The sequence below is a fragment of the Proteus hauseri genome (assembly GCF_040139125.1).
Classification (GTDB): Bacteria; Pseudomonadota; Gammaproteobacteria; order Enterobacterales; family Enterobacteriaceae; genus Proteus; species Proteus hauseri_B.
In genome coordinates, this window is record NZ_JBEEUB010000002.1 from 158,835 (window position 1) to 180,464 (window position 21,630).

Genomic DNA, 21,630 nt, shown 5'->3' on the forward strand with positions numbered 1-21,630 from the left:
AGATAAGTTTTTTTGTTACAAGAAACATTTAAATATGTGATGGCGATTGGTGTTTACACCTATAAATGGGTAACTAGTAATCTACTACAAAAGGAGAAAGATATGAAATCAATTGCTGTAATTTTAAGTGGCTGTGGTGTATCTGATGGTAGTGAAATTCATGAATCAGTACTTACTATGCTTGCTTTAAGTCAAAACAATGCTGAAGTTCATTTTTTCTCACCTAATGAGTTTCAACCTACTGTAATAAATCATATTACAGGAGAAGAAAAATCAGAGAAAAGGAATATGATGGAGGAATCTTCACGCATTTCTCGTGGGAAAATATCCCCTTTGTCTGAAGCTAAGGCTGAAAACTTTAATGCGGTGATTATTCCTGGTGGTTTTGGTGCAGCTAAAAACTTATGTAATTTCGCAACTAAAGGTGTTAACTGCGAAATTAACCAAGATCTCTTAAGATTTGTAAGGGATATGCATCAGCAGAAAAAACCACTGGGATTAATATGTATTGCCCCCGTTATGTTACCAAAAATGTTAAATTCACCAGTAAAATTAACAATTGGTAATGATGCAAAAACAGCAGAAATGATAACGCAAATGGGAGGCATTCATATTGATTGTCCGGTTGATGATATTGTTGTCGATGAAGAGCAACGTGTCGTTACAACGCCTGCTTATATGCTTGCTGAATCTATCTCCCAAGCACAAATTGGCATTGAAAAGCTGGTAAAAAAAGTCCTTGAATTAGCATAATTGACGAGATAATCACAGCAGATGGTACTAATTAGAAAGCTAAAGAAACTATTAATTATTTTAATTGCTTTATGGCTATTAACAGTTGTGCTGTTTTCTTTTTTACCAGTACCTTTTTCTGCTGTGATGGTTCAACGTCAATTTTCTGCATGGAGTGACTTTGATTTCTCTTATGTGTCTCATTCCACTTGGGTGAGTGAAAAAGAGATAGCACCAGTGATGTATTTAGCAGTTATGGCATCTGAAGATCAAAATTTTCCCAAACATTGGGGCTTTGATTTTGATGCAATTGAGAAAGTTTTCAAAAAAAGCCGTAATGGAGCGAAAACATTACGTGGTGCATCGACAATTTCTCAGCAAACAGTGAAAAATCTCTTTTTATGGGATGGTCGTAGTTGGATGAGAAAAGGTTTGGAAGCAGGTATGACACCTGTTGTTGAACTTATTTGGTCAAAAAAACGTATCCTAACGGTATATCTTAATATTGTTGAGTTTGGCGATGGTATTTTTGGTGTAGAACAAGCCGCTCAACACTATTTTAGAAAACCGGCGAAACAGTTAACGGCAAATGAAGCTGCATTATTAGCTGCAGTTTTACCTAATCCCCACATTTATCATATTAATAAGCCTTCAGCTTACGTGCTAAAACGCCAGCAATGGATCTTAAATCAAATGCGTCTAATGGGGGGAATGACCTTTTTAAAGCGAAATAATTTGTCATAATTTGGCACGAGCGGAAACTTTTTTTTCTACCGCTGTGTGTTCACCTGTTTTTAACGATAGTTGAGTTAATGCACAAGGATCGTTGGACTGACGAGATTGAACCCTAAACTGCGAAGGTGTCATCGCATATTTTCTTTTGAATGCATCACAAAAATAAGCGTTACTACCAAAACCACAACGATGACTAATTTGAAAAACAGAATAGTTGGAGAATGTGAGGTAATTAAGAGCAATTCCCATTCTGACATCTAATAATAATTGGCAGAATGAAACCCCCTCTTTGCTTAAATGACGACGCAATGTTGAAGGCGTCGTAAATAGCGTTTTAGCAACATCATCTAAATGCCATTTTCTTTGTGGATCTTGCGTAATTAAATGTGTAATTGCCTGATTTTTAGGCTCATCATAATTAAAGCGAAAGATATTAAGAATATCGACACCAGAGTGATAAACCGCCATTAAAATAAAAAATAAACTTTGCTGCATAAACATGGTTTCTTGCGTTGGTGTACCTTGTTTTAATGGTAAACACTGCTTGAGCAAATTAAAGTTTGTTTTAACAACTTCAGGTGTTGATAAATGGTAATCAGGAAGGTGACGTGTAATGGGCGCACCTGATTTTATCAGTGGTTTAAGTAGCGAGAAAACAGACTGAAGTTCAGCTTCACATAATACCAATGTATGTAATTCAATTGGATTATGGTCAGACTGGCTCATTACATCACAAGAGATTTGGCTATATTTAGGAATAATAAGTGTTAAATTTGTTGTCACTACAATAGATTGTCCATTGATGCTTATCTCGCCTTTTGCACCACAAATCATCGCTATCATCGGATTTTCGATATAGAACGTTTTCAAGGAAATCTGTTTAGAGGAGCGAATGTATTTATATTCCATAGTCTCAAATATACCGCAGGCATGTTTAAAAACATGACTTAGAATGAATAATATTTAAAGTTAACAGTGTATTGTATATAGCAATAAGCCAAAATCTGAGTGGCTAATTATAACACTATTCTCGTTGCCAATGAGTGCCATCATGTACTTATCTATGGGAGTGGCACAGAATATAATCCTGTTGATAAAAGATAACAATATAGATATTCGCTCATTTGTTACTATTATTCTTAAAGATGTTATTTTTTCTAAATAAATTGCTATTTATTCAAAACGCGTTTTTTGTAATAAGGTGTACAATCGCGCGGCACAGATAAAGGGCATTATCCTGTCTTAAGGACGTGTCATTTTAGTTTTTATTCATATCCTACCCAACATTCATTAGCCTATTTCTCTTTGATTTTGAATGACATTATCTAATGGGTAGTGCTGTACATATTCGCGTATTTTCCTGATTACTGATTTATTTTACCTGACAGGTAGGAGTGGGTATGTCTGATTTTTCAGGGAAGGGTTGGCTCGCTGAAATCGTTTTACGCTATGAAGTAAAGCGAGGGATAACACGCCTAACAGAGAAACGCCACATTGGCCCTTTAATGGTTCAGCGTCCTTTTTATCCTGAACAAGGAATTGCACACACCTATCTACTTCATCCTCCTGGTGGTGTAGTTGGTGGTGATAAGCTATTAATTAATATTGATGTACAACCTTATGCTCATGCGTTGCTAACAACACCCGGCGCGACTAAATTTTATCGTAGTGCCGGTGGCGTTGCTCAGCAAATCCAAACATTGCATGTTGCTAACGAAGGCTTTTTAGAATGGCTTCCTCAGGAAAATATCTTTTTCCCTGATGCCCAAGTGCGTTTAGAAACGCATATTCATATTGCATCCAGCGCGAAATTTATTGGTTGGGAAATTCAATGTTTTGGTCGTCCTGTACTTAATGAATGGTTTGAAAACGGCAATGTTAAAGGGCGTTTTAACTTTTATATCGATGAACAACTGATACTAACCGAGTCTATTTTTGTTGAGGGATTGCAAAAGCAGGCATCTGCAATGCGCGAATATCCTATGTTAGGTTCGCTCTATATTTATCCTGCAACTGAAGCGTTAAAGAGCCTTATTCAACACAATTTAGAGCAGATTTTAACCCCGAAAAACAATACGATTGAGTATGGATTAACTGACGTTGATGGCATTTTAGTTTTGCGCTTATTGGGCTCTCAAACTGAACCAATGATGGCTTGTTTTGCCCACGTTTGGCAAACCGTTCGCCAACACTGGTTAGGATATTGCCCTGAGCCACCTCGTATATGGGCGACATAATCGTTAATTTTTAGGAGCAGAAATGGAATTAACACCAAGAGAGAAAGATAAATTACTGCTTTTTACTGCAGGTCTTGTTGCTGAAAGACGCTTAGCAAAAGGGCTTAAGCTTAACTATCCTGAGTCTATCGCACTAATTAGTTGCGCGATTATGGAAGGTGCGAGAGAAGGTAAAACAGTGGCTCAGTTGATGAGCGAAGGGCGTACTGTGTTAACGGCAGAGCAAGTGATGGAAGGCATTCCTGAAATGATAAAAGATATTCAAGTGGAATGCACTTTCCCTGATGGTACAAAGCTTGTCTCTATTCACGACCCTATTGTGTAGGTAACAACATGATCCCCGGTGAAATCAGAGTAAATCAAGCATTAGGTGATATTGAACTTAATGTTGGTCGTGAAACAAAAACTATCCAAGTCGCTAACCATGGTGACAGACCGGTACAAGTTGGCTCTCATTATCATTTTTATGAAGTTAATGACGCGCTTAAATTTGAACGTGAAGGTACGCTTGGTTTTCGTTTAAATATTCCTGCGGGAATGGCGGTTCGTTTTGAACCCGGTCAACGTCGTACTGTAGAGTTAGTGGCTTTTGCTGGAAAGCGTGAGATTTACGGCTTTCATGGCAAAGTCATGGGTAAACTGGAGAGTGAGAAAAAATGAAAACTATCTCACGTCAAGCTTATGCAGATATGTTTGGTCCAACAACAGGGGACCGTCTGCGCTTAGCGGATACAGAGCTATTTCTTGAAATTGAAAAAGACTTCACCACTTATGGTGAAGAGGTCAAGTTCGGTGGTGGTAAAGTTATTCGTGATGGTATGGGACAAAGCCAAGTCGTTAGTGCTGAGTGTGTTGATGTGCTAATCACCAATGCGATAATTATTGACCATTGGGGCATTGTAAAAGCCGATATTGGCATTAAAGATGGTCGCATCGCCGGTATTGGTAAAGCCGGTAACCCGGATGTTCAGCCAAATGTGGATATTGTTGTTGGTCCCGGTACTGAAGTGGTTGCGGGTGAAGGTAAAATTATCACCGCAGGTGGCGTTGATACTCATATTCACTTTATTTGCCCTCAGCAAGCACAAGAAGGTTTAATTTCTGGTGTGACTACCTTTATTGGCGGTGGCACAGGTCCTGTTGCAGGAACCAATGCAACAACAGTAACACCCGGTATTTGGAACATGCATCGCATGTTAGAGGCCGTTGATGAGCTGCCAATTAACGTAGGGCTATTTGGTAAAGGCTGTGTTAGTCAACCAGAAGCCGTTCGTGAGCAAATTGAAGCGGGTGCTATTGGGCTTAAAATTCATGAAGATTGGGGCGCAACACCGATGGCAATCCATAATTGTCTAAATGTTGCTGATGAGATGGATGTGCAAGTGGCAATTCACTCTGACACCTTAAATGAAGGTGGTTTTTATGAAGAGACGGTTAAAGCGATAGCTGGACGCGTTATTCACGTTTTCCATACAGAAGGTGCAGGGGGTGGGCATGCGCCTGACGTGATTAAATCCGTTGGCGAGCCAAATATCTTACCCGCATCGACCAATCCAACGATGCCTTACACCATTAATACGGTTGATGAGCATCTCGATATGTTGATGGTTTGCCATCATCTTGATCCCTCAATTCCTGAAGATGTCGCTTTTGCAGAATCGCGAATTCGTCGTGAGACCATTGCCGCAGAAGATATTTTGCATGATATGGGGGCAATATCCGTGATGTCCTCAGATTCCCAAGCAATGGGACGTGTTGGTGAAGTGGTGCTACGTACTTGGCAATGTGCGCATAAAATGAAATTACAGCGTGGTAGCTTAGAAGGTGATACTGCTGAAAATGATAATAATCGTATTAAACGTTATATTGCTAAATATACGATTAACCCAGCCTTAGCCCATGGTATTGCACATGAAGTAGGTTCAATAGAAAGTGGTAAACTTGCCGATATCGTATTGTGGGATCCGGCTTTTTTTGGTGTTAAACCGGCATTGATTATGAAAGGCGGTATGGTGGCTTATGCGCCAATGGGAGATATCAATGCGGCTATTCCAACACCACAACCCGTTCATTATCGCCCTATGTACGCTTGTTTAGGCAAAGCAAAATATCAAACCTCAATGATTTTTATGTCAAAGGCAGGTATTGAAGCAGGCGTACCAGAAAAACTGGGCTTAAAGAGCTTAATCGGTCGTGTTGAAGGGTGTCGCACAGTGACCAAGGCATCGATGATCCACAATAGTTATGTGCCTCATATTGAACTCGATCCTCAAACTTACATTGTGAAAGCGGATGGTGTGCCATTGGTGTGTGAGCCAGCGACGCAATTACCGATGGCGCAGCGCTATTTCCTATTCTGATAAGCGTTTCTATTGAGAGTTTATAGCATGAAAAGATTTACCCAAGTTATTAATCAAGAGAAAGCGCTTGAGTTTACAACGTCTGAAAAACAGGCGTTAACGCTCTGTTTAACCATGGATGAACGCACTAAAAGTCGCTTAAAAGTGATCTTAAGTGATGGGCAAGACGCTGGGTTATTTTTGCCTCGTGGCACGGTGTTAAAAGAAGGTGATATTTTACTGTCTGAAGATGGTGATATTGTGACAATAGAAGCTGCAAAAGAGCAAGTTTCCACCGTTTATAGTGATGATCCACTGTTACTTGCACGCGTTTGCTATCACCTCGGTAATCGCCATGTACCTTTGCAAATTGAGACGGGTTGGTGTCGCTATTTTCATGATCATGTTTTAGATGATATGGCGCGTGGATTAGGGGCTACGGTAAGTGTTGGTTTAGAAAAATATCAACCAGAGCCGGGCGCTTATGGTGGTTCAACAGGTGGACATCATCATGGTCATCACCACGATCACCAGCATTCAGATCATCATCACGAATAATAACAAAGTATTAAGGGAGCATATCGATGCTTGCTGATTTACGCTTATATCAATTAGTAAGTCCATCTCTACCTGTGGGATCGTTTACTTATTCCCAAGGACTAGAGTGGGCGATAGAAAAAGGCTGGGTAAGTTCACCAGAAACATTGACTGATTGGTTAAGTGCGCAAATGACGGGTGCATTAGCAACATTAGAACTCCCTGTTTTACGGCGATTACAACAGAGCCTCTTACTTACCCATATGGATGAAGTGAAATATTGGTGTAATTTCATTATCGCTAGCCGTGAAACAAAAGAACTAAGACAAGAAGAGCGCCAACGAGGTATCGCATTCGCTCGTTTACTACCACAATTAGGGTTTGAGTTAGATGACAATTTACTTGCTTGCGTAAAGCAGACACAACTGATGGCATTTGCTTTAGCCTCTGTTCAGTGGAATATCGACAGCGAAAAGCTGTGTTGCGCTTATGCTTGGGGCTGGTTAGAAAATACCGTCATGTCTGGCGTAAAATTGATCCCCCTAGGACAGAGTGCGGGGCAAAAAATGTTGTTCACATTGGCTGAGAAAATACCTGCTATTGTTGAGCAATCAGCACATTGGCAACAAGAAGATATTGGTAGTTTTACGCCCGCTCAAGTTATTGCAAGTAGTCGTCACGAAACTCAATACACCAGACTTTTTCGTTCATGAGAAACTCAAATGCAAGAATATAATCAACCACTACGTATTGGTGTTGGCGGTCCTGTTGGTTCAGGGAAGACAGCACTGTTAGAAGTTCTTTGCAAAGCAATGCGTGATACTTATCAAATCGCCGTTGTTACCAATGATATCTATACACAAGAAGACGCTAAAATTTTAACGCGTGCACAAGCTTTAGATGCTGATCGTATTATTGGTGTTGAAACAGGAGGTTGCCCTCATACGGCAATTCGTGAAGATGCATCAATGAACTTGGCTGCCGTTGAAGAACTGGCAATGCGTCATAAAAATCTTGATATCGTTTTCGTTGAAAGTGGTGGTGATAACCTAAGCGCAACGTTTAGCCCTGAATTAGCCGATTTAACGATTTACGTCATTGATGTCGCTGAAGGTGAGAAGATCCCTCGTAAAGGCGGACCCGGTATTACCCATTCTGATCTGTTAGTGATCAACAAGATTGATTTAGCGCCTTATGTTGGTGCTTCATTAGAGGTTATGGAGGCTGATACGGCAAGAATGCGACCTGTAAAACCTTATGTCTTTACTAACTTAAAAGAGAAAGTAGGACTAGAGACAATTATCGACTTTATTATCGATAAAGGCATGCTAAGACGTTGATTTTAAGTATTAAGTAGAAAATAAACTGCCAGTGCTAATGAGGGTAATAATCATGGGCACTGGCAGAATAAAATGAGATAAAGCAAAAGAGAGCCAAGGCGAATTAATTTAAGTAAGTAAATGCCGTGGTGACTTTTACAACACCTTTGGTTTCGCTGGCAATTTTAGCAACCGCAGCACCTTCTTGGCGCGTTAAAATACCAAATAAGAACACTTCGCCATTTTCAGTAATCACTTTTACAGACGATGATTTTACTGAATCACTACCTAAAATTTGTGAACGTACTTTGGTGGTAAGCCATGTATCAGAAGATGCAGTACCTAGTGTGACAGGTTCTCCTTGGCGAATTTCGTTATAAACGTTATTCACCCCTTCAACTTTACTTGCCACTTGCTTTGCTGTGCTTGCAATAGACATATCAGGCGTTTGTCCTGTTAATAAGACATTACCTTCATAAGCCGTTGCAACAATGCGTGAATTGCTTTTCTTAATCTGTTCATTTTTATTGAGTGCACCAGATACACGCGCTTCCAATGTGCCGTCATCGACCTGTTGCCCTAACGAACGTGGGTCCGTTGCTGTTTTTCCAGCAACAGCAGCAGTACCAACAACGGCGGCACCAATACAGCCTTGCAGTAAAAGTGCAGAGCAGAGCACTGCGGTAATAGGCAGCAATTTCATAGCAACTCCTTAGTCATCCTGATGTGGGAATAATGTATTATCAATTAAATCGCACAGACAATTTACGGTTAACATCTGGACTTCCTGTATTCTGACAGTGCGCTGAGATGGGATGCGAATTTCGACATCCTGAGGTCCCAGTAATCCTGCAAGTTCACCACCGTCATAACCCGTCAATGCAACAATGGTCATGTCTCGCGTTACTGCTGCTTCAACAGCCTTAATAATGCTTCTGCTATTACCATGAGTGGAGATAGCAAGAAGCACATCACCTGCTTGCCCTAACGCTCGTACTTGCTTGGCATAAATCTCATCATGTTGTCGATTACCCATAATTGCAGTCATTACAACGCTGTCTGTATTTAAAGAGAGTGCAGGCAGGCTTGGGCGCTCGGTTTCAAATCGATGGATCATGCTGGCAGCAAATCGTTGAGCTGTCGCGGCTGAACTACCATTTCCACAGCTTAATATTTTATGTCCGTTAAGCAAAGATTGGACCATCATCATTGCGGCTCTGGAAATGGCATCGGGTAACGCTTCTGCTGCTGCAATTTGAGTTTGAATGCTTTCAGTAAAGCAGACTTTTATTCTATCAAGCACGTTATGACCTATATAATCTAATTTAACGAATAAATTCCGTATAATCGAGAATGTTTTTTAACCATACTAACTTCCGATGATTAAATGCACAAATGTCAAAACGACAATCTGCTGTCTCGATACTTTCTTGGTGTTGGGCTAACCAACAATTTGCTGCACGCCACAAGCGACGCCGTTTAGGGTAAGTTATCGAACTGACTGCATCGCCAAACATTGTATTGCGTCTAAATCGAACTTCAACAAATACCCATGTTTGGTGTTCCTGCATAATAAGATCAATTTCACCACAGGGAAATCGGACATTAGTAGCAATGAGTTTTAATCCCTGTTGCTGTAGGTATTTTAATGCCTTTTTTTCATAGTACAGCCCTAAAAAATAAGGGCTTTTAGGGAATATCATCCATGATTTCCTTGTTTACAACGCAGTGCGTTTATTTATAAACAAACCGCCTTAAAAGGCGGTTGTTTTATTCGATAGCGCGCAATTATTGTCCCACTGGCTCTATTTTTCCTTGTTTAAACTGCATCCAAGGAAGTTGTCGGTAAACAGTACAGTTATCTTCAACACGTAATGAACCTGAGATACCATTAAAACGTAATGTTCCTTTTGTCAGATCATTGTAATTGTTTGCTAAAGACCATGCATCAATTCCCATCGCATAGAGACGCATTAATGAGTAATCGTTCGCAAATTTGCTCGATGCTTTTTGCATTAATGGCAAATTAGCACCGGTCATTAATGGAATATCACTAAATTGGATACCTTCCATTTCCATACGGAAATCAGGACCCGTTCCTCCTTGATTACTACGTGAGCTCACATAAATAGGTGGGCGTTTTTTCGTACTAATCGCCATATCGATCATTGGCTTAATCAAGGTTAATTCATCGCTGGTGGCAATAATATAGACCGAATCAATTGAACCACCCGTTGATGGGATTGATTGGCTATCTAATGGTAATGGCGCGTTTTCTGTTGGTAATACGGGTGTTCCTGTCATACGGATACCAACACCACGGTTAATCGATGATTTCAGTGTTTCAAGCGAACCAAAGCTTTGTTGTAAAACCGTGCCACCGCCAGTGCGTTGCCACTCATCTGCAAACGTTTGAGCCATTCTCTGACCAAATTTATTGCTAGGAACAATAATTAATGGATTAGATTTTTGTTGTTGGCGTAAATGCTGTGCGGCATTGCGGGTTTCATCTTCTGGTGAAAGCGAGAAGAAGCAGACGGTGGTAGCAGCAGGAACGGTATCTAACTCGTTTAATGCTAAAACAGGAATACCACTTTGCAGCTCAATTGTTTTCGTTACTTCGGGCTTTAATAGCGGTCCAACAATCAAATTAGCTCCATCTTGTTGCACTTTTTTCAATAGTACATCAATGGGTTGGCTATTGGTGTCATAAACAATAACTTGGCGGCTATTTTTAGCAACAGGGTCGAGTTGAATAGTGTAATTGGCGGTAACCGCTTCCGTTTCTTTGTTTTTATCTGCTTCGCTATTTTCTGTTGTCTCTTTGGTGGTGTCAGTATCAGCTGATGGTGTTTCAGTATTATTGATACCTAACTCTTCTAAGATTGACGCAAGGCTATCTTGTTTCGGTTCCGCTTTTGCTGCTGGCATTGCAGGAGGTTGTGGTAAACCGCTTTGTGCATCAAGAAAACCTTGTTGAATAGCTTCACCAAAGACTTTGGCTTGCCCTGTTAATGGCAGTAATAGAGCAATTTGGCTCGTTGTGCTGACAGATGGCTGTGACAGTCGTAGCAAAGCAGCAGGAAGCGTTAACGCTGCAGGGTTGCGGGGATAGCGAGTTTGCCATTCACGAACCGCTTTAGAGAGCTTATCAGCATCGTCTTTGTTATATTCGTAAGTATTTAGTAAATCTAGCCAACCTTGCAGAATATTTTCATCCGCTTTAATGACGGCACCTTGACGTTGTTCAGGTGTCAATTTTGTCAGTGTTAGCCAAGTGTCATCAATATTTTGCTGATGAAGTGCAGGATCGGTTATTAGTGGTTCTAACCCAATATAGGCTCTGATGACATCTAAAGATGCCTGACCTTGAGAATCCTCGATAACTTTCTGTAGCTGACGCATCTCTAATTCTGCTTTTCTTACAGGATCGAGAGGCTGTTCTTGTTGCCCCGTAAGGGTACAACCTGACATAATCAAGGCGGAAAGTATCGCAGTATAGGATAAACCTGTTTTAAAACGCACAAAAATTGAGGAAAGCATACTGTACCCAGTGATGTTTTATAATTATGCTCAATTTTAAATCGGTCATTCGGAATAAACAATGAATCAACCTAATCGAGCAGCGGTAACGACATCCACACTGTACATAGTACCCACACCTATTGGTAATCTGGGCGATATCACCCAGCGGGCACTTGATGTGCTGTCTCATGTCGATTTAATTGCTGCAGAAGATACCCGTCATACAGGGCTCTTATTACAGCACTTTGCCATTAACGCACGTTTGTATGCGTTACATGATCATAATGAACAGCAAAAAGCAGATCAATTAATTAGCAAATTGCAACAAGGACTAAGTATCGCATTAGTCTCTGATGCAGGTACACCTTTAATTAACGATCCTGGCTATCATTTAGTCAACCTATGCCGCAAAAACGGTATAAATGTAGTGCCATTACCCGGTGCTTGTGCCGCGATAACCGCATTATCAGCTGCGGGGCTTCCTTCAGATCGTTTTTGTTACGAGGGTTTTTTGCCCGCAAAAACGAAAAGCCGCCAAGATTGCTTACGAGATTTAATGGAAGAGCCTCGTACACTTATCTTTTATGAATCAACACATCGGTTATTAGATAGTCTAGCTGATATGGTGACAGTTTGGGGTGAAAATCGCTATGTAGTATTAGCGAGAGAACTCACAAAAACATGGGAAACTATTCAAGGCATGCCAGTAGGAGAGTTACTTAGCTGGGTGCTTGAAGATGAAAACCGTCGTAAAGGCGAAATGGTGCTGATTGTTGAAGGTTATCAAAAACCTAAAGATGACCAATTTGCACCAGAAGTGCTGCGTACTTTAGCCATTTTACAAAAAGAGTTACCGCTCAAAAAAGCCGCGGCTGTTGCTGCTGAGATTTATGGCGTGAAGAAAAACGCACTCTATAAACACGTTATTGAGCAAAATGGCGGGGCTGAAAACGAGGAATAAGATTTTTTAGTCTCTTGCACTATACATTATCAAGGAAAATCCCTATAATCCGCACCCTGAGTTGACTAGACAACCGCTGCTTTATCGTTGTTCCTTCGGGAAGACGGATAGAGGGGAGGAAAGTCCGGGCTCCACAGGGCAGGGTGCCAGATAACGTCTGGGAGGCGCGAGCCTACGACAAGTGCAGCAGAGAGTAAACCGCCGATGGCCTGTTTACAGGATCAGGTAAGGGTGAAAGGGTGCGGTAAGAGCGCACCGCACAGCTGGTAACAGTTTGTGGCAAGGTAAACTCCACCCGGAGCAAGACCAAATAGGGGTTCTTATGGTGCGGCCCGCATTGAACCCGGGTAGGTTGCTGGAGCCAGCGCGCAAGTTCTGGCCTAGATGAATGGTTGTCCACGACAGAACCCGGCTTAACGGTCAACTCACCTCATAAAAAACCCTCAAAGCACACTGTGTTTTGAGGGTTTTCTGTTTTTAAGTCGTTATGAAACGAGATCAATAAATAATCCACGGAAAGATTCTTGCTGGCATCGAAGTGTAATGGTATTGCTTTCTTGAATAAAAGCGCCATCACCGCACTGAATTTGCCCCTCTTCCTGTGATGATATCTCTAGATTGACGCCACCTTTTATCGATTGCAAATAACCTTTTTGCCCTTTTATCGGGAGCGTAATTTCATCACCAAACTGTAAGTTGATGTGATACAACCAAATATTTTGTCTTAACATCAGGCTATTATTATCACCAGTGGGTGATGCTAATAGCTGGTATTTTGCTTGCTCATCTAATACTAATTTTTGAGTTGCAAGACTCTCTTGTTGTGGGCATGCATTTAACCAGAGCTGAATACGAGTGAGTGGCGTATCTAAGCTCCTGTTTTTCTCAATATAGGTTTCGGTATTATGGGGCGAAATAAGTAAGCACTCATTTTCTTTTGCCGTGACTGTGCGTCCCATATTATCGAAATAGGTCGCTTCACCTCTAAGTATTAGATTAACCACATCAACATGAGGATAAGTTTTTGCTTTAAACTCCGAATCCGGTGCAATGACTTCTTGGTTAAGCACTCTTAGGGTGCCGTAGTCTAAATAATGAGGATCAAAATAGTGGCCAAAAGAGAATGTGTAGCGAGCTTGTAGCCAGCCATAGTCCGCTGTGCCACACTGTTGTGCTGTTCTGTATTTTATCATAGCGGTACATTTCTATTAAATAATCAATAATATCATCATAGAGATATGGACTGTGCATTGTTAGCAAGTTAATCTGGTGCCTATAGTCAAATTATTTGATAGAGATAAGTATAATGAGCAAAGACAAAGCAATCACGTTGGAATCTCTACGAGTGATGGATGCCATCGATCGCAGAGGAAGTTTTGCAGCTGCCGCTGATGAACTTAGTCGCGTTCCTTCAGCGCTCAGTTATACCATGCAAAAATTAGAAGAAGATTTAGATGTTGTTCTTTTTGACCGTTCTGGACATCGAACAAAGTTTACTAATGTGGGTAGAATGTTGCTTGATAGAGGGCGCATTTTATTAGAAGCAGCAGATAAACTGACTTCTGATGCTGAAGCATTAGCTAGGGGTTGGGAACCTCATATCACTATCGTTTGTGAGGCATTAACACCGGCATCTCGACTTTTCCCATTAGTTGAAAAATTAGCTGAAAAATCCAATACCCAACTCTCTTTAGTGACTGAAGTCTTAGCGGGAGCATGGGAAAGTTTAGAAAGTGGTAAATGTGATATCGTTATTTCGCCAGATATGCATTTTCGTACATCATCAGAAATTAATTTTCGCCCTCTTTATAATACGGTTAGTGTTTATGTGGCGAGTCCAGATCATCCCATTCATGATGAACCAGAGCCGTTGGCAGAAGAGACGCGTTTAAAATATCGTGGTATCGCAATAGCAGATACCGCCAGAGAGCGCCCAGTATTAACGGTTTTGCTATTGGATAAACAGCGACGTTTAACAGTCAGCTCTATTGAAGATAAACGCAGAGCATTAATTGCCGGATTAGGTGTGGCAACCATGCCTTATGATTTAATTGAAGAGGATATTAAAGCCGGACGATTACGTGTTGTTGGTCCTGAATATCATCATGAAAATAATATTATTATGGCGTGGCGAAGAGACAGTATGGGCGAAGCAAAATCGTGGTGTTTACGAGAAATTCCTAAACTCTTTGCTAGTGATAAAAAATAATTAAAACGCGTTTGAATAATTAACGTGTTTTATTTTAAGAAAACAGAAAAGATCCCCAGAGGGACCTTTTCTGTTTATATGTTCGCTTGATTACCAGTTTTTATTTAAAACGCGGTCTAAGCTCCATTTACCAGGACCTGTCACAACCAGTAATAAATAACCGCCTGCAATAGTCATATTTTTCATAAACATTAACTGGTTCATACCTTCAGCGAAGTTACTGTGAAACAGCAAAGCAGTTAAAATAGTAAATACGCTAGTGAAAATAGCTGTGGTACGCGTTAAGAAACCGAATAATATCGCTAATCCACCCCCTAACTCTAACAGAATGGTCAGTGGTAATAAGAAGCCAGGAACACCCATTGCTTGCATATATTGTTGTGTGCCTTCATAGGCTTCAATTTTTCCGTAACCTGCACTAATAAATAAAATAGGCATTAAAATACGGGCGATAAGTAACGCGATATTTTCAAAATTTTTCATGATGTTTATTCCTAATAAAATCTCTACTATTTGCAATGTAATTGTATTTTTGGTCGGTTATTTTTCTATTTTTAGGTTAAATAACCAGGCTCTTGGCTTGAGATATACAATAAAGATAAAATAGGAATGAGGATATTAAGAAGAATTAACATTCTTACACAAAAAAATTGATGTTTAATCTGAGGTTTTTTTGAAGGAGTTCTGAACCGCTCGAATTAGACCTACCGCACCAATGACTCGCTTGCCCCAACGTATGATTTTTTTAGGGTGTTTAACGCTATATAGTGAAACCAAACTAGCGCCAACAAGTAAAGCGGGTCGTAAAGAGGTCAGAATTTTCCATGCTTTATCATAAGGTTCTGTTACATCTAACCAAACTTGAGTGCTTTGCCCTAAATCAGAGCGCTGCTGCTGAATTTTATTCAACAACAGCTTTTTACGTCTAGCTAATAGTGTGCGTTTATTTGGTGTGTTCATCATGATATTGCTCCAGTAGGCGCTTATCTAATTCGAGTTGTTGTCGAGTATCGCCCAATAAAGTCGAGTTGCGAGACTTTTTCAATGTCATGATTGCACCAATTAGTGCACCAATAAGTAATACGGCAGTAGTAATTGCTAAAGCATAAATTCGGTATTCTGGATCAATAGCCCAAAAAATAAGAATGAGTAAGCTCATCAAGCCAAATGCGGTGAATAGAAGGGTGATCCCAGCCATTAAAATAAGCTGTATCAAGGTGGTTTTTTCTTCTTCTAATTCGACCGCAATTAAGCGCAGGCGGGTTTCTACCATTCCAATAACGATAGCGCCAATGCGGCTGATAGAAGTCAGAACCCCTGAAGCGGGGCCCTGTGGTCTTTGAGATTCACTCATGGTGTATTAACGTTTAGCGAGTAAAACGCCGAGAACAACACCGACAGCGGCACCAATACCAATACCTGTCCATGGGTTTTCACGTACATAGTTATCAGCTTTGCCTGCCATTTCTTTCGTATTATCAACTAACTCACGCCCAGCATCGCTGAGTTTTGCACGAGAGCCTTTTAATGCACATTCTGCTTTTTCTCGTAAGCTCTGCAACTCTTCCTTGGATTTATCAGCTGAGGAGTTCAGTACTTCTTCTAGAGTATCAGCAAGAGATTTTAATTCACTACGCAGATCTTCACTCGAACGTTGTTGAGACATATTCAACTCCTTAATAGAAACGTGATGTTATATTTATAACCATAGACCATTTTTGTTCATTTAGAAAATAAAATAGTGCCTTATTACCGTATAAAAGAGAAAAATCTTAGCATAAGCAGTAACAACAGAAGTCATTAATGTGTATAAGAATAGATAATGTAAGAGGGGATAATGTGGGCATAAAATAACAGCCTGCTTTATAAAGTAAAACAGGCTGATTACAGTTTTTATATCTTAATTATTGCGGTGTGATTAATAATAGATAAATCTCATAAAGGCTAAGTAAAATAACTTAAAGCTAACTCTGTTTTTTCTTCTTTTTAATGACAACCCAAATGCTACCAATTAAGCCCATAACTAATAAGAAAACAGGCAATAACATAAGAATATTCATTAAATGGTGTTCATATTGGCGAAATAGCGGACTATTACCTAATAAATAGCCAAGGCTAGTTAATATACCCACCCATAAAAAGCCACTTAACCAATTAAAGAGTTGAAAGCGAGTATTATTTAATCCCGCAAGACCAGCAATTGTTGGTAATAGTGTTCTTACAAAGGCTAAAAAGCGTCCAATTAATAATGCAGCCAAACCATGGCGGTGAAAAAGCCCATGAGCTCGTTGGTGATAATGTTCTGGTAAATGTGATAGCCAACTTCGCACTAACTTAGTGTTTCCAAGCCATCGCCCTTGAAGATAGCCCAACCAGCAACCCAAACTAGCACCTGCGGTAAGAATAAGTAAGGTTAATGGAAAATCCATTGTTCCTTTAGCAATCAACACACCCACTAAAATTAATAAGCTATCTCCTGGTAAGAAAGCCGCGGGTAATACTCCGTTTTCTAGGAATAGTATGGTGAATAATAATATATAGATAATCCATATTAATGACGGATTAGCTAGGGTTTCGTAATCTTGGTGCCAAAGCGCCAAGAACAGCTCTCTTACGATTTCCATATAAAAGGCTTCCTAAAACTGAGTCATTTGGGGGTAAATATAAAAACAATAGGTGGTGTAACACCGTTTACCCATTTTTCCACATCGTAGGGTCTATTTTTAATTGTTTAAAACAGAAACACTCTAACAAAATCGGTAAAAACTAGACAGAAAATTTTTCATCAACTCTTCATACAACCTATTCATTGGCATTGAATATTTAAAAATAGACACTCATTATCTTTTTGAGTTCAGGATACGTTATTTTAAAGAGTAAACCTTAAGATAAAGAAATAAGAGGCGATTTAAGTAATTACGTTATTTATATTAATGAACAACGATAATAAGGTTAAGTCTTATGATAAAAACAAGGCGCTTTTTTATTTTAAAGAATAGAAAGTTAGTCTGTTTTTTTGTTCGCTTATACCTATTGATGTTAGTGAATATGTTAATAAAAAACATCATAAAATGATATTTAAAAGAGAACAACGCGCTATTAATAAAAATAGTAACTAATGGGAGTGCGGGTAACTTACTGATAATAATAATTTCTTTCATTTGCAAGTGGTATGCTAAAAAGAACAAAACCCTATTATGATCACAGATATGTTATTTAGTTGTTAACTATGATGGTTAATGCTGTATATTTTGCATAATCAGCTTTTCAGCACGATTCAATTCCTTATACTGGCAATGCAAACACACATATTGCTTTTTTAAATATTATTTTAAGTAATGGAATAACTATGGATAAACAACAATCCAGAGTCTTCAGCCTGTTTTTTCAGGGAAGCCTCGTCAAACAAATAATTATCGGTTTAGTAGCAGGGATCTTACTCGCTTGGTTAGCACCTGATATTGCTAAAATGATGAGTTTATTAGGTAGCCTGTTTATTAGTGCATTGAAAGCGGTTGCTCCTATCCTTGTTTGGGTATTGGTAATGGCGTCAATTGCAAATCACCGCCAAGGGCAAAAATCAAATATTCGCCCTGTTTTAGTGCTGTATCTTCTGGCAACGTTCTTTGCTGCGTTAACGGCTGTAGCGGCAAGTTTTATGTTCCCATCTGTATTAACGTTGGTCGTCAATGACTCTCAACTAGCTCCCCCTGAAAATATTGCTGAAGTACTAAAAGGCGTATTAATCAATGTGGTTGCTAACCCTGTAGATGCCTTAATTAACGGCAATTATATGGGAATTCTCGCGTGGTCAATTGGTTTAGGTATCGCATTACGCCATGCTAATGATAGTACTAAAGTGCTGGTTCAAGATTTAGCCGAGGCAGTGACTAATTTAGTGCGAGTGGTGATTCGCTTAGCACCTATTGGTATTTTTGGTTTAGTGTCATCAACCATTGCAACAACTGGTTTTGACGTATTAGCCGGCTATGTTCATGTTCTGTTTGTCTTGATCGGCTGTATGTTCTTCGTTGCGCTAGTTGTTAATCCAATTATCGTATTTTGGAAAATTCGCAGTAATCCTTATCCATTGGTTTTTGCTTGCTTACGTGAAAGTGGGGTTACGGCATTCTTTACCCGTAGCTCGGCAGCAAATATTCCTGTGAATATGGCAATGTGTCGTCGTATGAATTTAAATGAAGATACTTACTCTGTTTCTATCCCACTTGGTGCCACCATCAATATGGGGGGTGCTGCAATTACAATTACCATTTTGACATTAGCAGCAGTAAATACACTGGGTATGCCTGTTGATTTACCTACTGCGCTGTTATTAAGTTTAGTTGCGGCAATTTGTGCGTGTGGTGCATCTGGGGTTGCTGGCGGTTCTTTACTGTTAATTCCACTGGCATGTAGCATGTTTGGTATCAGCAACGATATCGCAATGCAAGTTGTTGCTGTGGGTGTGATGATTGGTGTGCTACAAGATTCAGCAGAAACCGCACTTAACTCATCAACAGACGTACTATTTACCGCTGCGGCATGTATCGCAGAAGATAACCGCATTACAGATAACCCATTAACTGAAAAAAATGATGGGTAAAAAAAAGCATAAAAATGAGTAGTAGAAGTAAAAAGAAAAAGGGTAGACAGGAAAGCAGTAAAAATAACAATCAATAATAAAAATAGAACCCCACATTGTGTTTCAATGTGGGGTTTCTTATTTGGCTAACTATTTAATCAATTTATTAAATAGCAATAGCGAGTTCAGTGCCTTGTCGAATCGCTCGTCTTGCATCTAATTCGCTGGCATCTTTTGCACCACCAATAAGATATACTTTTTTATTCGCTGTTGCTAAAACCGAGAAGAGTGGGTGATAGGCGCGTTGCCCTGTACATAGAATAATTGTATCGGCAGGGATCAGTTGCGGTTGTCCTTCATGTTCAATAATTAACCCTTCACTGGTTATTTGTTGATATTGACAATGAGTGATAAATTTCACCCCTTTTTTCTGTAGTGTTAAGCGATGTATCCATCCGGTAGTTTTCCCTAGGCTTAAGCCTATTTTTCCCTCTTTACGCTGTGTCATCACAATTTTTTTGCCTGTTTCATGTAATGTTTTTTCTGGAATTAATCCACCCCGATAAGAGAGTGTTGGATCAATTCCCCACTCTTTATTAAAGGCACATGGGCTTAAGCTACTGCATTGTCCTTTTTGGCTAAGATATAATCCAGTATCAAAACCGATACCGCCACTACCAATAATAATGACGTTATCACCCGTTGGTTGATGATGTTTAAGTACATCAAGATAGGTTTTTACTAATGGCTTATCTCTGCCTTCAATATCAGGAAGATGAGGAATAACACCACTAGCAAGAATGACTTCATCAAAGTTTTTAAGATGATTAAGTGTCGCTTCAGTATTGTTTTTAACAATAACGCCAGTTAATTGCAGTTGGCGTTTGAAATAACGTAAGGTTTCTAGAAACTCCTCTTTACCCGGTATTTGACTTGCTATCTTTAACTGCCCACCAATTTGGTCATCTTTCTCAAATAGAGTGACATGATGCCCGCGCTTTGTTGCTGTGATGGCAAAAGCAAGTCCAGCAGGACCCGCACCTACAACAGCGAGTCTTTTCGGTTGTGTAGTTGGCGTAATTAAAAGCTCAGTTTCTCGACAAGCAAACGGATTGACTAAACAAGAGGCAACTTTTCCTGAGAATATTTGGTCGAGGCAGGCTTGATTACAGGCAATACAGGTATTGATTTCATCTTCTCGCCCTTGTTGTGCTTTTTGTACAAATTCGGCATCGGCAAGAAAAGGGCGAGCCATAGAGACCATATCAGCGCAGCCTTCAGCTAAAATATCTTCTGCAACTTGTGGCGTATTAATGCGATTTGAAGTAATTAATGGAATGTTTACTTTTCCCATTAACTGCTTGGTCACGCTAGCAAATTGACCTCTTGGTACCATGGTGGCGATAGTGGGAATACGCGCTTCATGCCAGCCAATACCCGTATTAATTAATGTCGCTCCCGCTTTTTCTACCGCTTTTGCTAGATAAAGCACTTCTGAGGCATCAGCACCTTTTTTAATTAAATCCAACATAGAGAGGCGATAAATAATAATAAATTTTTCACCTACAGCCTCTCTAACTCCCTCAAGAATACGTAGTGCAAAACGGCAACGATTTTCTATATTGCCACCCCATTGGTCATTTCGCTGATTTGTATGGCTAACTAAAAACTGATTAATTAAATAGCCTTCAGAACCCATAATCTCAACACCGTCATAACCTGCTTTTTGCGCTAATTGAGCACAACGAATGTAATCATCAATTGTTTGTTCTATCTGCTCATGACTCATTGCTTGGGGCATAAAAGGTGTAATCGGGGATTGAATAGCACTTGGCGCAACGAGCTTAGGTTGATAACTATAGCGACCCGTATGCAAAATTTGTAAGGCGATTTTACCGCCATTGTCATGAACGGCATCGGTAATTATTTTATGTGTTGCCAGTTGTTTATCTGCAACCAACGTCGCTGCATGAGGGAGTAAAACGCCTTGTGCATTAGGCGATATGCCGCCAGTAACAATTAAGGCAACACCAGCCGCGGCTCGCTGTGCGTAAAATTCAGCTAGTTTGGGTGCATCGTTAGGATCTTCTTCTAAGCCTGTATGCATAGAACCCATAAGGATCCTATTTTTGAGTACAGTAAATCCCAAATTAAGGGGAGAAAAAAGATGAGGATAGTGTGCCATCAGATACCTTTTTTATACTGGTCGGATGAGATATCTATAGCATAACGAGAACTTTGTGATTAAGAGTTCATTATGTTAAAAAGTTGTGATCTTAATCATGGAAAAGATGAATAGAGTATTAAAAATTGATAATAATCTAAGTAACCGATTAAGCATAACAAAGAATGATAATAAAAATTACATTCATTCATAATTTTTCATCATATAATGGTTAATACCTATTACTGAGTATTTATAACACACATCAATTTCTTGATTTTGGAGACATT

24 protein-coding genes and 1 other RNA gene are annotated in these 21,630 nt (G+C 39.8%); 13 read left to right on the top strand and 12 right to left on the bottom strand.

The window, feature by feature from the left end; all coding sequences use genetic code 11:
• The first annotated feature begins 102 nt into the window (after positions 1-102).
• Entirely contained in the window at positions 103-753 is a 651-nt protein-coding gene (gene elbB / locus ABN099_RS03815; protein ID WP_349462366.1) for an isoprenoid biosynthesis glyoxalase ElbB, read from the top strand.
• Between the two features lie 21 nt (positions 754-774).
• The gene (gene mtgA, locus ABN099_RS03820; protein WP_349462367.1) at positions 775-1,476 is read left to right on the top strand and encodes a monofunctional biosynthetic peptidoglycan transglycosylase; all 702 of its coding nucleotides are present in this window, start codon (positions 775-777) and stop codon (positions 1,474-1,476) included.
• Here the strand turns inward: mtgA and ABN099_RS03825 are convergent.
• A complete protein-coding gene (locus tag ABN099_RS03825; RefSeq protein WP_349462368.1) occupies positions 1,471-2,376 on the bottom strand; it encodes an AraC family transcriptional regulator in 906 nt (301 codons plus the stop codon). The genes mtgA and ABN099_RS03825 overlap by 6 nt on opposite strands.
• Before the next feature lie 491 nt (positions 2,377-2,867).
• Here ABN099_RS03825 and ABN099_RS03830 point away from each other — a divergent pair, with 491 nt between their 5' ends.
• Genes ABN099_RS03830 through ureG form a run of 7 tightly spaced genes read left to right on the top strand, consistent with a single transcriptional unit; the run spans position 2,868 to position 7,920 of the window.
• The gene (locus tag ABN099_RS03830) at positions 2,868-3,704 is read left to right on the top strand and encodes an urease accessory protein UreD (RefSeq protein ID WP_349462369.1); all 837 of its coding nucleotides are present in this window, start codon (positions 2,868-2,870) and stop codon (positions 3,702-3,704) included.
• A gap of 22 nt (positions 3,705-3,726) precedes the next feature.
• A complete protein-coding gene (locus ABN099_RS03835) occupies positions 3,727-4,029 on the top strand; it encodes an urease subunit gamma (RefSeq protein ID WP_349462370.1) in 303 nt (100 codons plus the stop codon).
• Between the two features lie 8 nt (positions 4,030-4,037).
• The gene (locus ABN099_RS03840) at positions 4,038-4,364 is read left to right on the top strand and encodes an urease subunit beta (protein ID WP_349462371.1); all 327 of its coding nucleotides are present in this window, start codon (positions 4,038-4,040) and stop codon (positions 4,362-4,364) included.
• A complete protein-coding gene (gene ureC / locus ABN099_RS03845) occupies positions 4,361-6,064 on the top strand; it encodes an urease subunit alpha (RefSeq protein ID WP_349462372.1) in 1,704 nt (567 codons plus the stop codon). Before ABN099_RS03840 ends, ureC begins: the two co-directional genes overlap by 4 nt.
• Positions 6,065-6,091: 27 nt before the next feature.
• Complete coding sequence (gene ureE, locus ABN099_RS03850) at positions 6,092-6,601, top strand: urease accessory protein UreE (RefSeq protein WP_349462373.1); 510 nt, start codon at positions 6,092-6,094, stop codon at positions 6,599-6,601.
• A gap of 26 nt (positions 6,602-6,627) precedes the next feature.
• A complete protein-coding gene (locus ABN099_RS03855; RefSeq protein ID WP_349462374.1) occupies positions 6,628-7,293 on the top strand; it encodes an urease accessory protein UreF in 666 nt (221 codons plus the stop codon).
• Between the two features lie 9 nt (positions 7,294-7,302).
• A complete protein-coding gene (gene ureG, locus ABN099_RS03860) occupies positions 7,303-7,920 on the top strand; it encodes an urease accessory protein UreG (RefSeq protein ID WP_349462375.1) in 618 nt (205 codons plus the stop codon).
• A 103-nt stretch (positions 7,921-8,023) separates the two neighbouring features.
• Here ureG and dolP read toward each other — a convergent pair whose 3' ends face one another.
• The 4 genes from dolP to ABN099_RS03880 form a co-directional block, all read right to left on the bottom strand.
• A complete protein-coding gene (gene dolP, locus ABN099_RS03865) occupies positions 8,024-8,602 on the bottom strand; it encodes a division/outer membrane stress-associated lipid-binding lipoprotein (RefSeq protein WP_349462376.1) in 579 nt (192 codons plus the stop codon).
• Between the two features lie 9 nt (positions 8,603-8,611).
• Positions 8,612-9,202 (bottom strand): DnaA initiator-associating protein DiaA, encoded by a 591-nt coding sequence (gene diaA / locus ABN099_RS03870; RefSeq protein WP_064718913.1) that lies wholly within the window; start codon positions 9,200-9,202, stop codon positions 8,612-8,614.
• 22 nt (positions 9,203-9,224) lie between these two features.
• Complete coding sequence (locus ABN099_RS03875; RefSeq protein WP_349462377.1) at positions 9,225-9,602, bottom strand: YraN family protein; 378 nt, start codon at positions 9,600-9,602, stop codon at positions 9,225-9,227.
• An 85-nt stretch (positions 9,603-9,687) separates the two neighbouring features.
• Positions 9,688-11,442 (bottom strand): penicillin-binding protein activator, encoded by a 1,755-nt coding sequence (locus tag ABN099_RS03880; protein ID WP_349462378.1) that lies wholly within the window; start codon positions 11,440-11,442, stop codon positions 9,688-9,690.
• A 61-nt stretch (positions 11,443-11,503) separates the two neighbouring features.
• On the opposite strand from ABN099_RS03880, the gene rsmI reads away from it, so the two are divergent.
• Positions 11,504-12,385 carry a 16S rRNA (cytidine(1402)-2'-O)-methyltransferase gene (gene rsmI / locus ABN099_RS03885; RefSeq protein ID WP_349462379.1) on the top strand — a complete coding sequence of 294 codons (882 nt, stop codon included), beginning with the start codon at positions 11,504-11,506 and terminating at the stop codon, positions 12,383-12,385.
• A 57-nt stretch (positions 12,386-12,442) separates the two neighbouring features.
• Positions 12,443-12,817, top strand: an RNA gene (rnpB, locus tag ABN099_RS03890) — RNase P RNA component class A.
• Positions 12,818-12,870: 53 nt separating this feature from the next.
• Here the strand turns inward: rnpB and ABN099_RS03895 are convergent.
• A complete protein-coding gene (locus tag ABN099_RS03895; RefSeq protein WP_349462380.1) occupies positions 12,871-13,578 on the bottom strand; it encodes a pirin family protein in 708 nt (235 codons plus the stop codon).
• Positions 13,579-13,691: 113 nt separating this feature from the next.
• Between ABN099_RS03895 and ABN099_RS03900 the strand changes: the two genes are divergently transcribed.
• Positions 13,692-14,594: a LysR family transcriptional regulator gene (locus ABN099_RS03900; protein ID WP_349462381.1), complete on the top strand. Its 903-nt coding sequence runs from the start codon at positions 13,692-13,694 to the stop codon at positions 14,592-14,594.
• A 90-nt stretch (positions 14,595-14,684) separates the two neighbouring features.
• Here ABN099_RS03900 and ABN099_RS03905 read toward each other — a convergent pair whose 3' ends face one another.
• The 5 genes from ABN099_RS03905 to ABN099_RS03925 all read right to left on the bottom strand — a co-directional run bounded on the left by ABN099_RS03905 (position 14,685) and on the right by ABN099_RS03925 (position 17,218).
• The gene (locus ABN099_RS03905) at positions 14,685-15,077 is read right to left on the bottom strand and encodes a DoxX family protein (protein WP_349462382.1); all 393 of its coding nucleotides are present in this window, start codon (positions 15,075-15,077) and stop codon (positions 14,685-14,687) included.
• A 174-nt stretch (positions 15,078-15,251) separates the two neighbouring features.
• Positions 15,252-15,557 (bottom strand): YqjK-like family protein, encoded by a 306-nt coding sequence (locus tag ABN099_RS03910; RefSeq protein WP_349462383.1) that lies wholly within the window; start codon positions 15,555-15,557, stop codon positions 15,252-15,254.
• A complete protein-coding gene (locus ABN099_RS03915) occupies positions 15,538-15,948 on the bottom strand; it encodes a phage holin family protein (RefSeq protein ID WP_349462384.1) in 411 nt (136 codons plus the stop codon). Before ABN099_RS03915 ends, ABN099_RS03910 begins: the two co-directional genes overlap by 20 nt.
• Before the next feature lie 6 nt (positions 15,949-15,954).
• Positions 15,955-16,260: a DUF883 family protein gene (locus tag ABN099_RS03920; protein WP_349462385.1), complete on the bottom strand. Its 306-nt coding sequence runs from the start codon at positions 16,258-16,260 to the stop codon at positions 15,955-15,957.
• 298 nt (positions 16,261-16,558) lie between these two features.
• On the bottom strand, positions 16,559-17,218 hold the full coding sequence (locus ABN099_RS03925) for a DedA family protein (RefSeq protein WP_349462386.1): 660 nt from the start codon (positions 17,216-17,218) through the stop codon (positions 16,559-16,561).
• 725 nt (positions 17,219-17,943) lie between these two features.
• Between ABN099_RS03925 and sstT the strand changes: the two genes are divergently transcribed.
• Complete coding sequence (gene sstT / locus ABN099_RS03930) at positions 17,944-19,197, top strand: serine/threonine transporter SstT (protein WP_349462387.1); 1,254 nt, start codon at positions 17,944-17,946, stop codon at positions 19,195-19,197.
• 145 nt (positions 19,198-19,342) lie between these two features.
• On the opposite strand, the gene ABN099_RS03935 is transcribed toward sstT, so the two are convergent.
• Positions 19,343-21,361: an NADPH-dependent 2,4-dienoyl-CoA reductase gene (locus ABN099_RS03935; protein WP_349462388.1), complete on the bottom strand. Its 2,019-nt coding sequence runs from the start codon at positions 21,359-21,361 to the stop codon at positions 19,343-19,345.
• Positions 21,362-21,630: the final 269 nt, after the last annotated feature.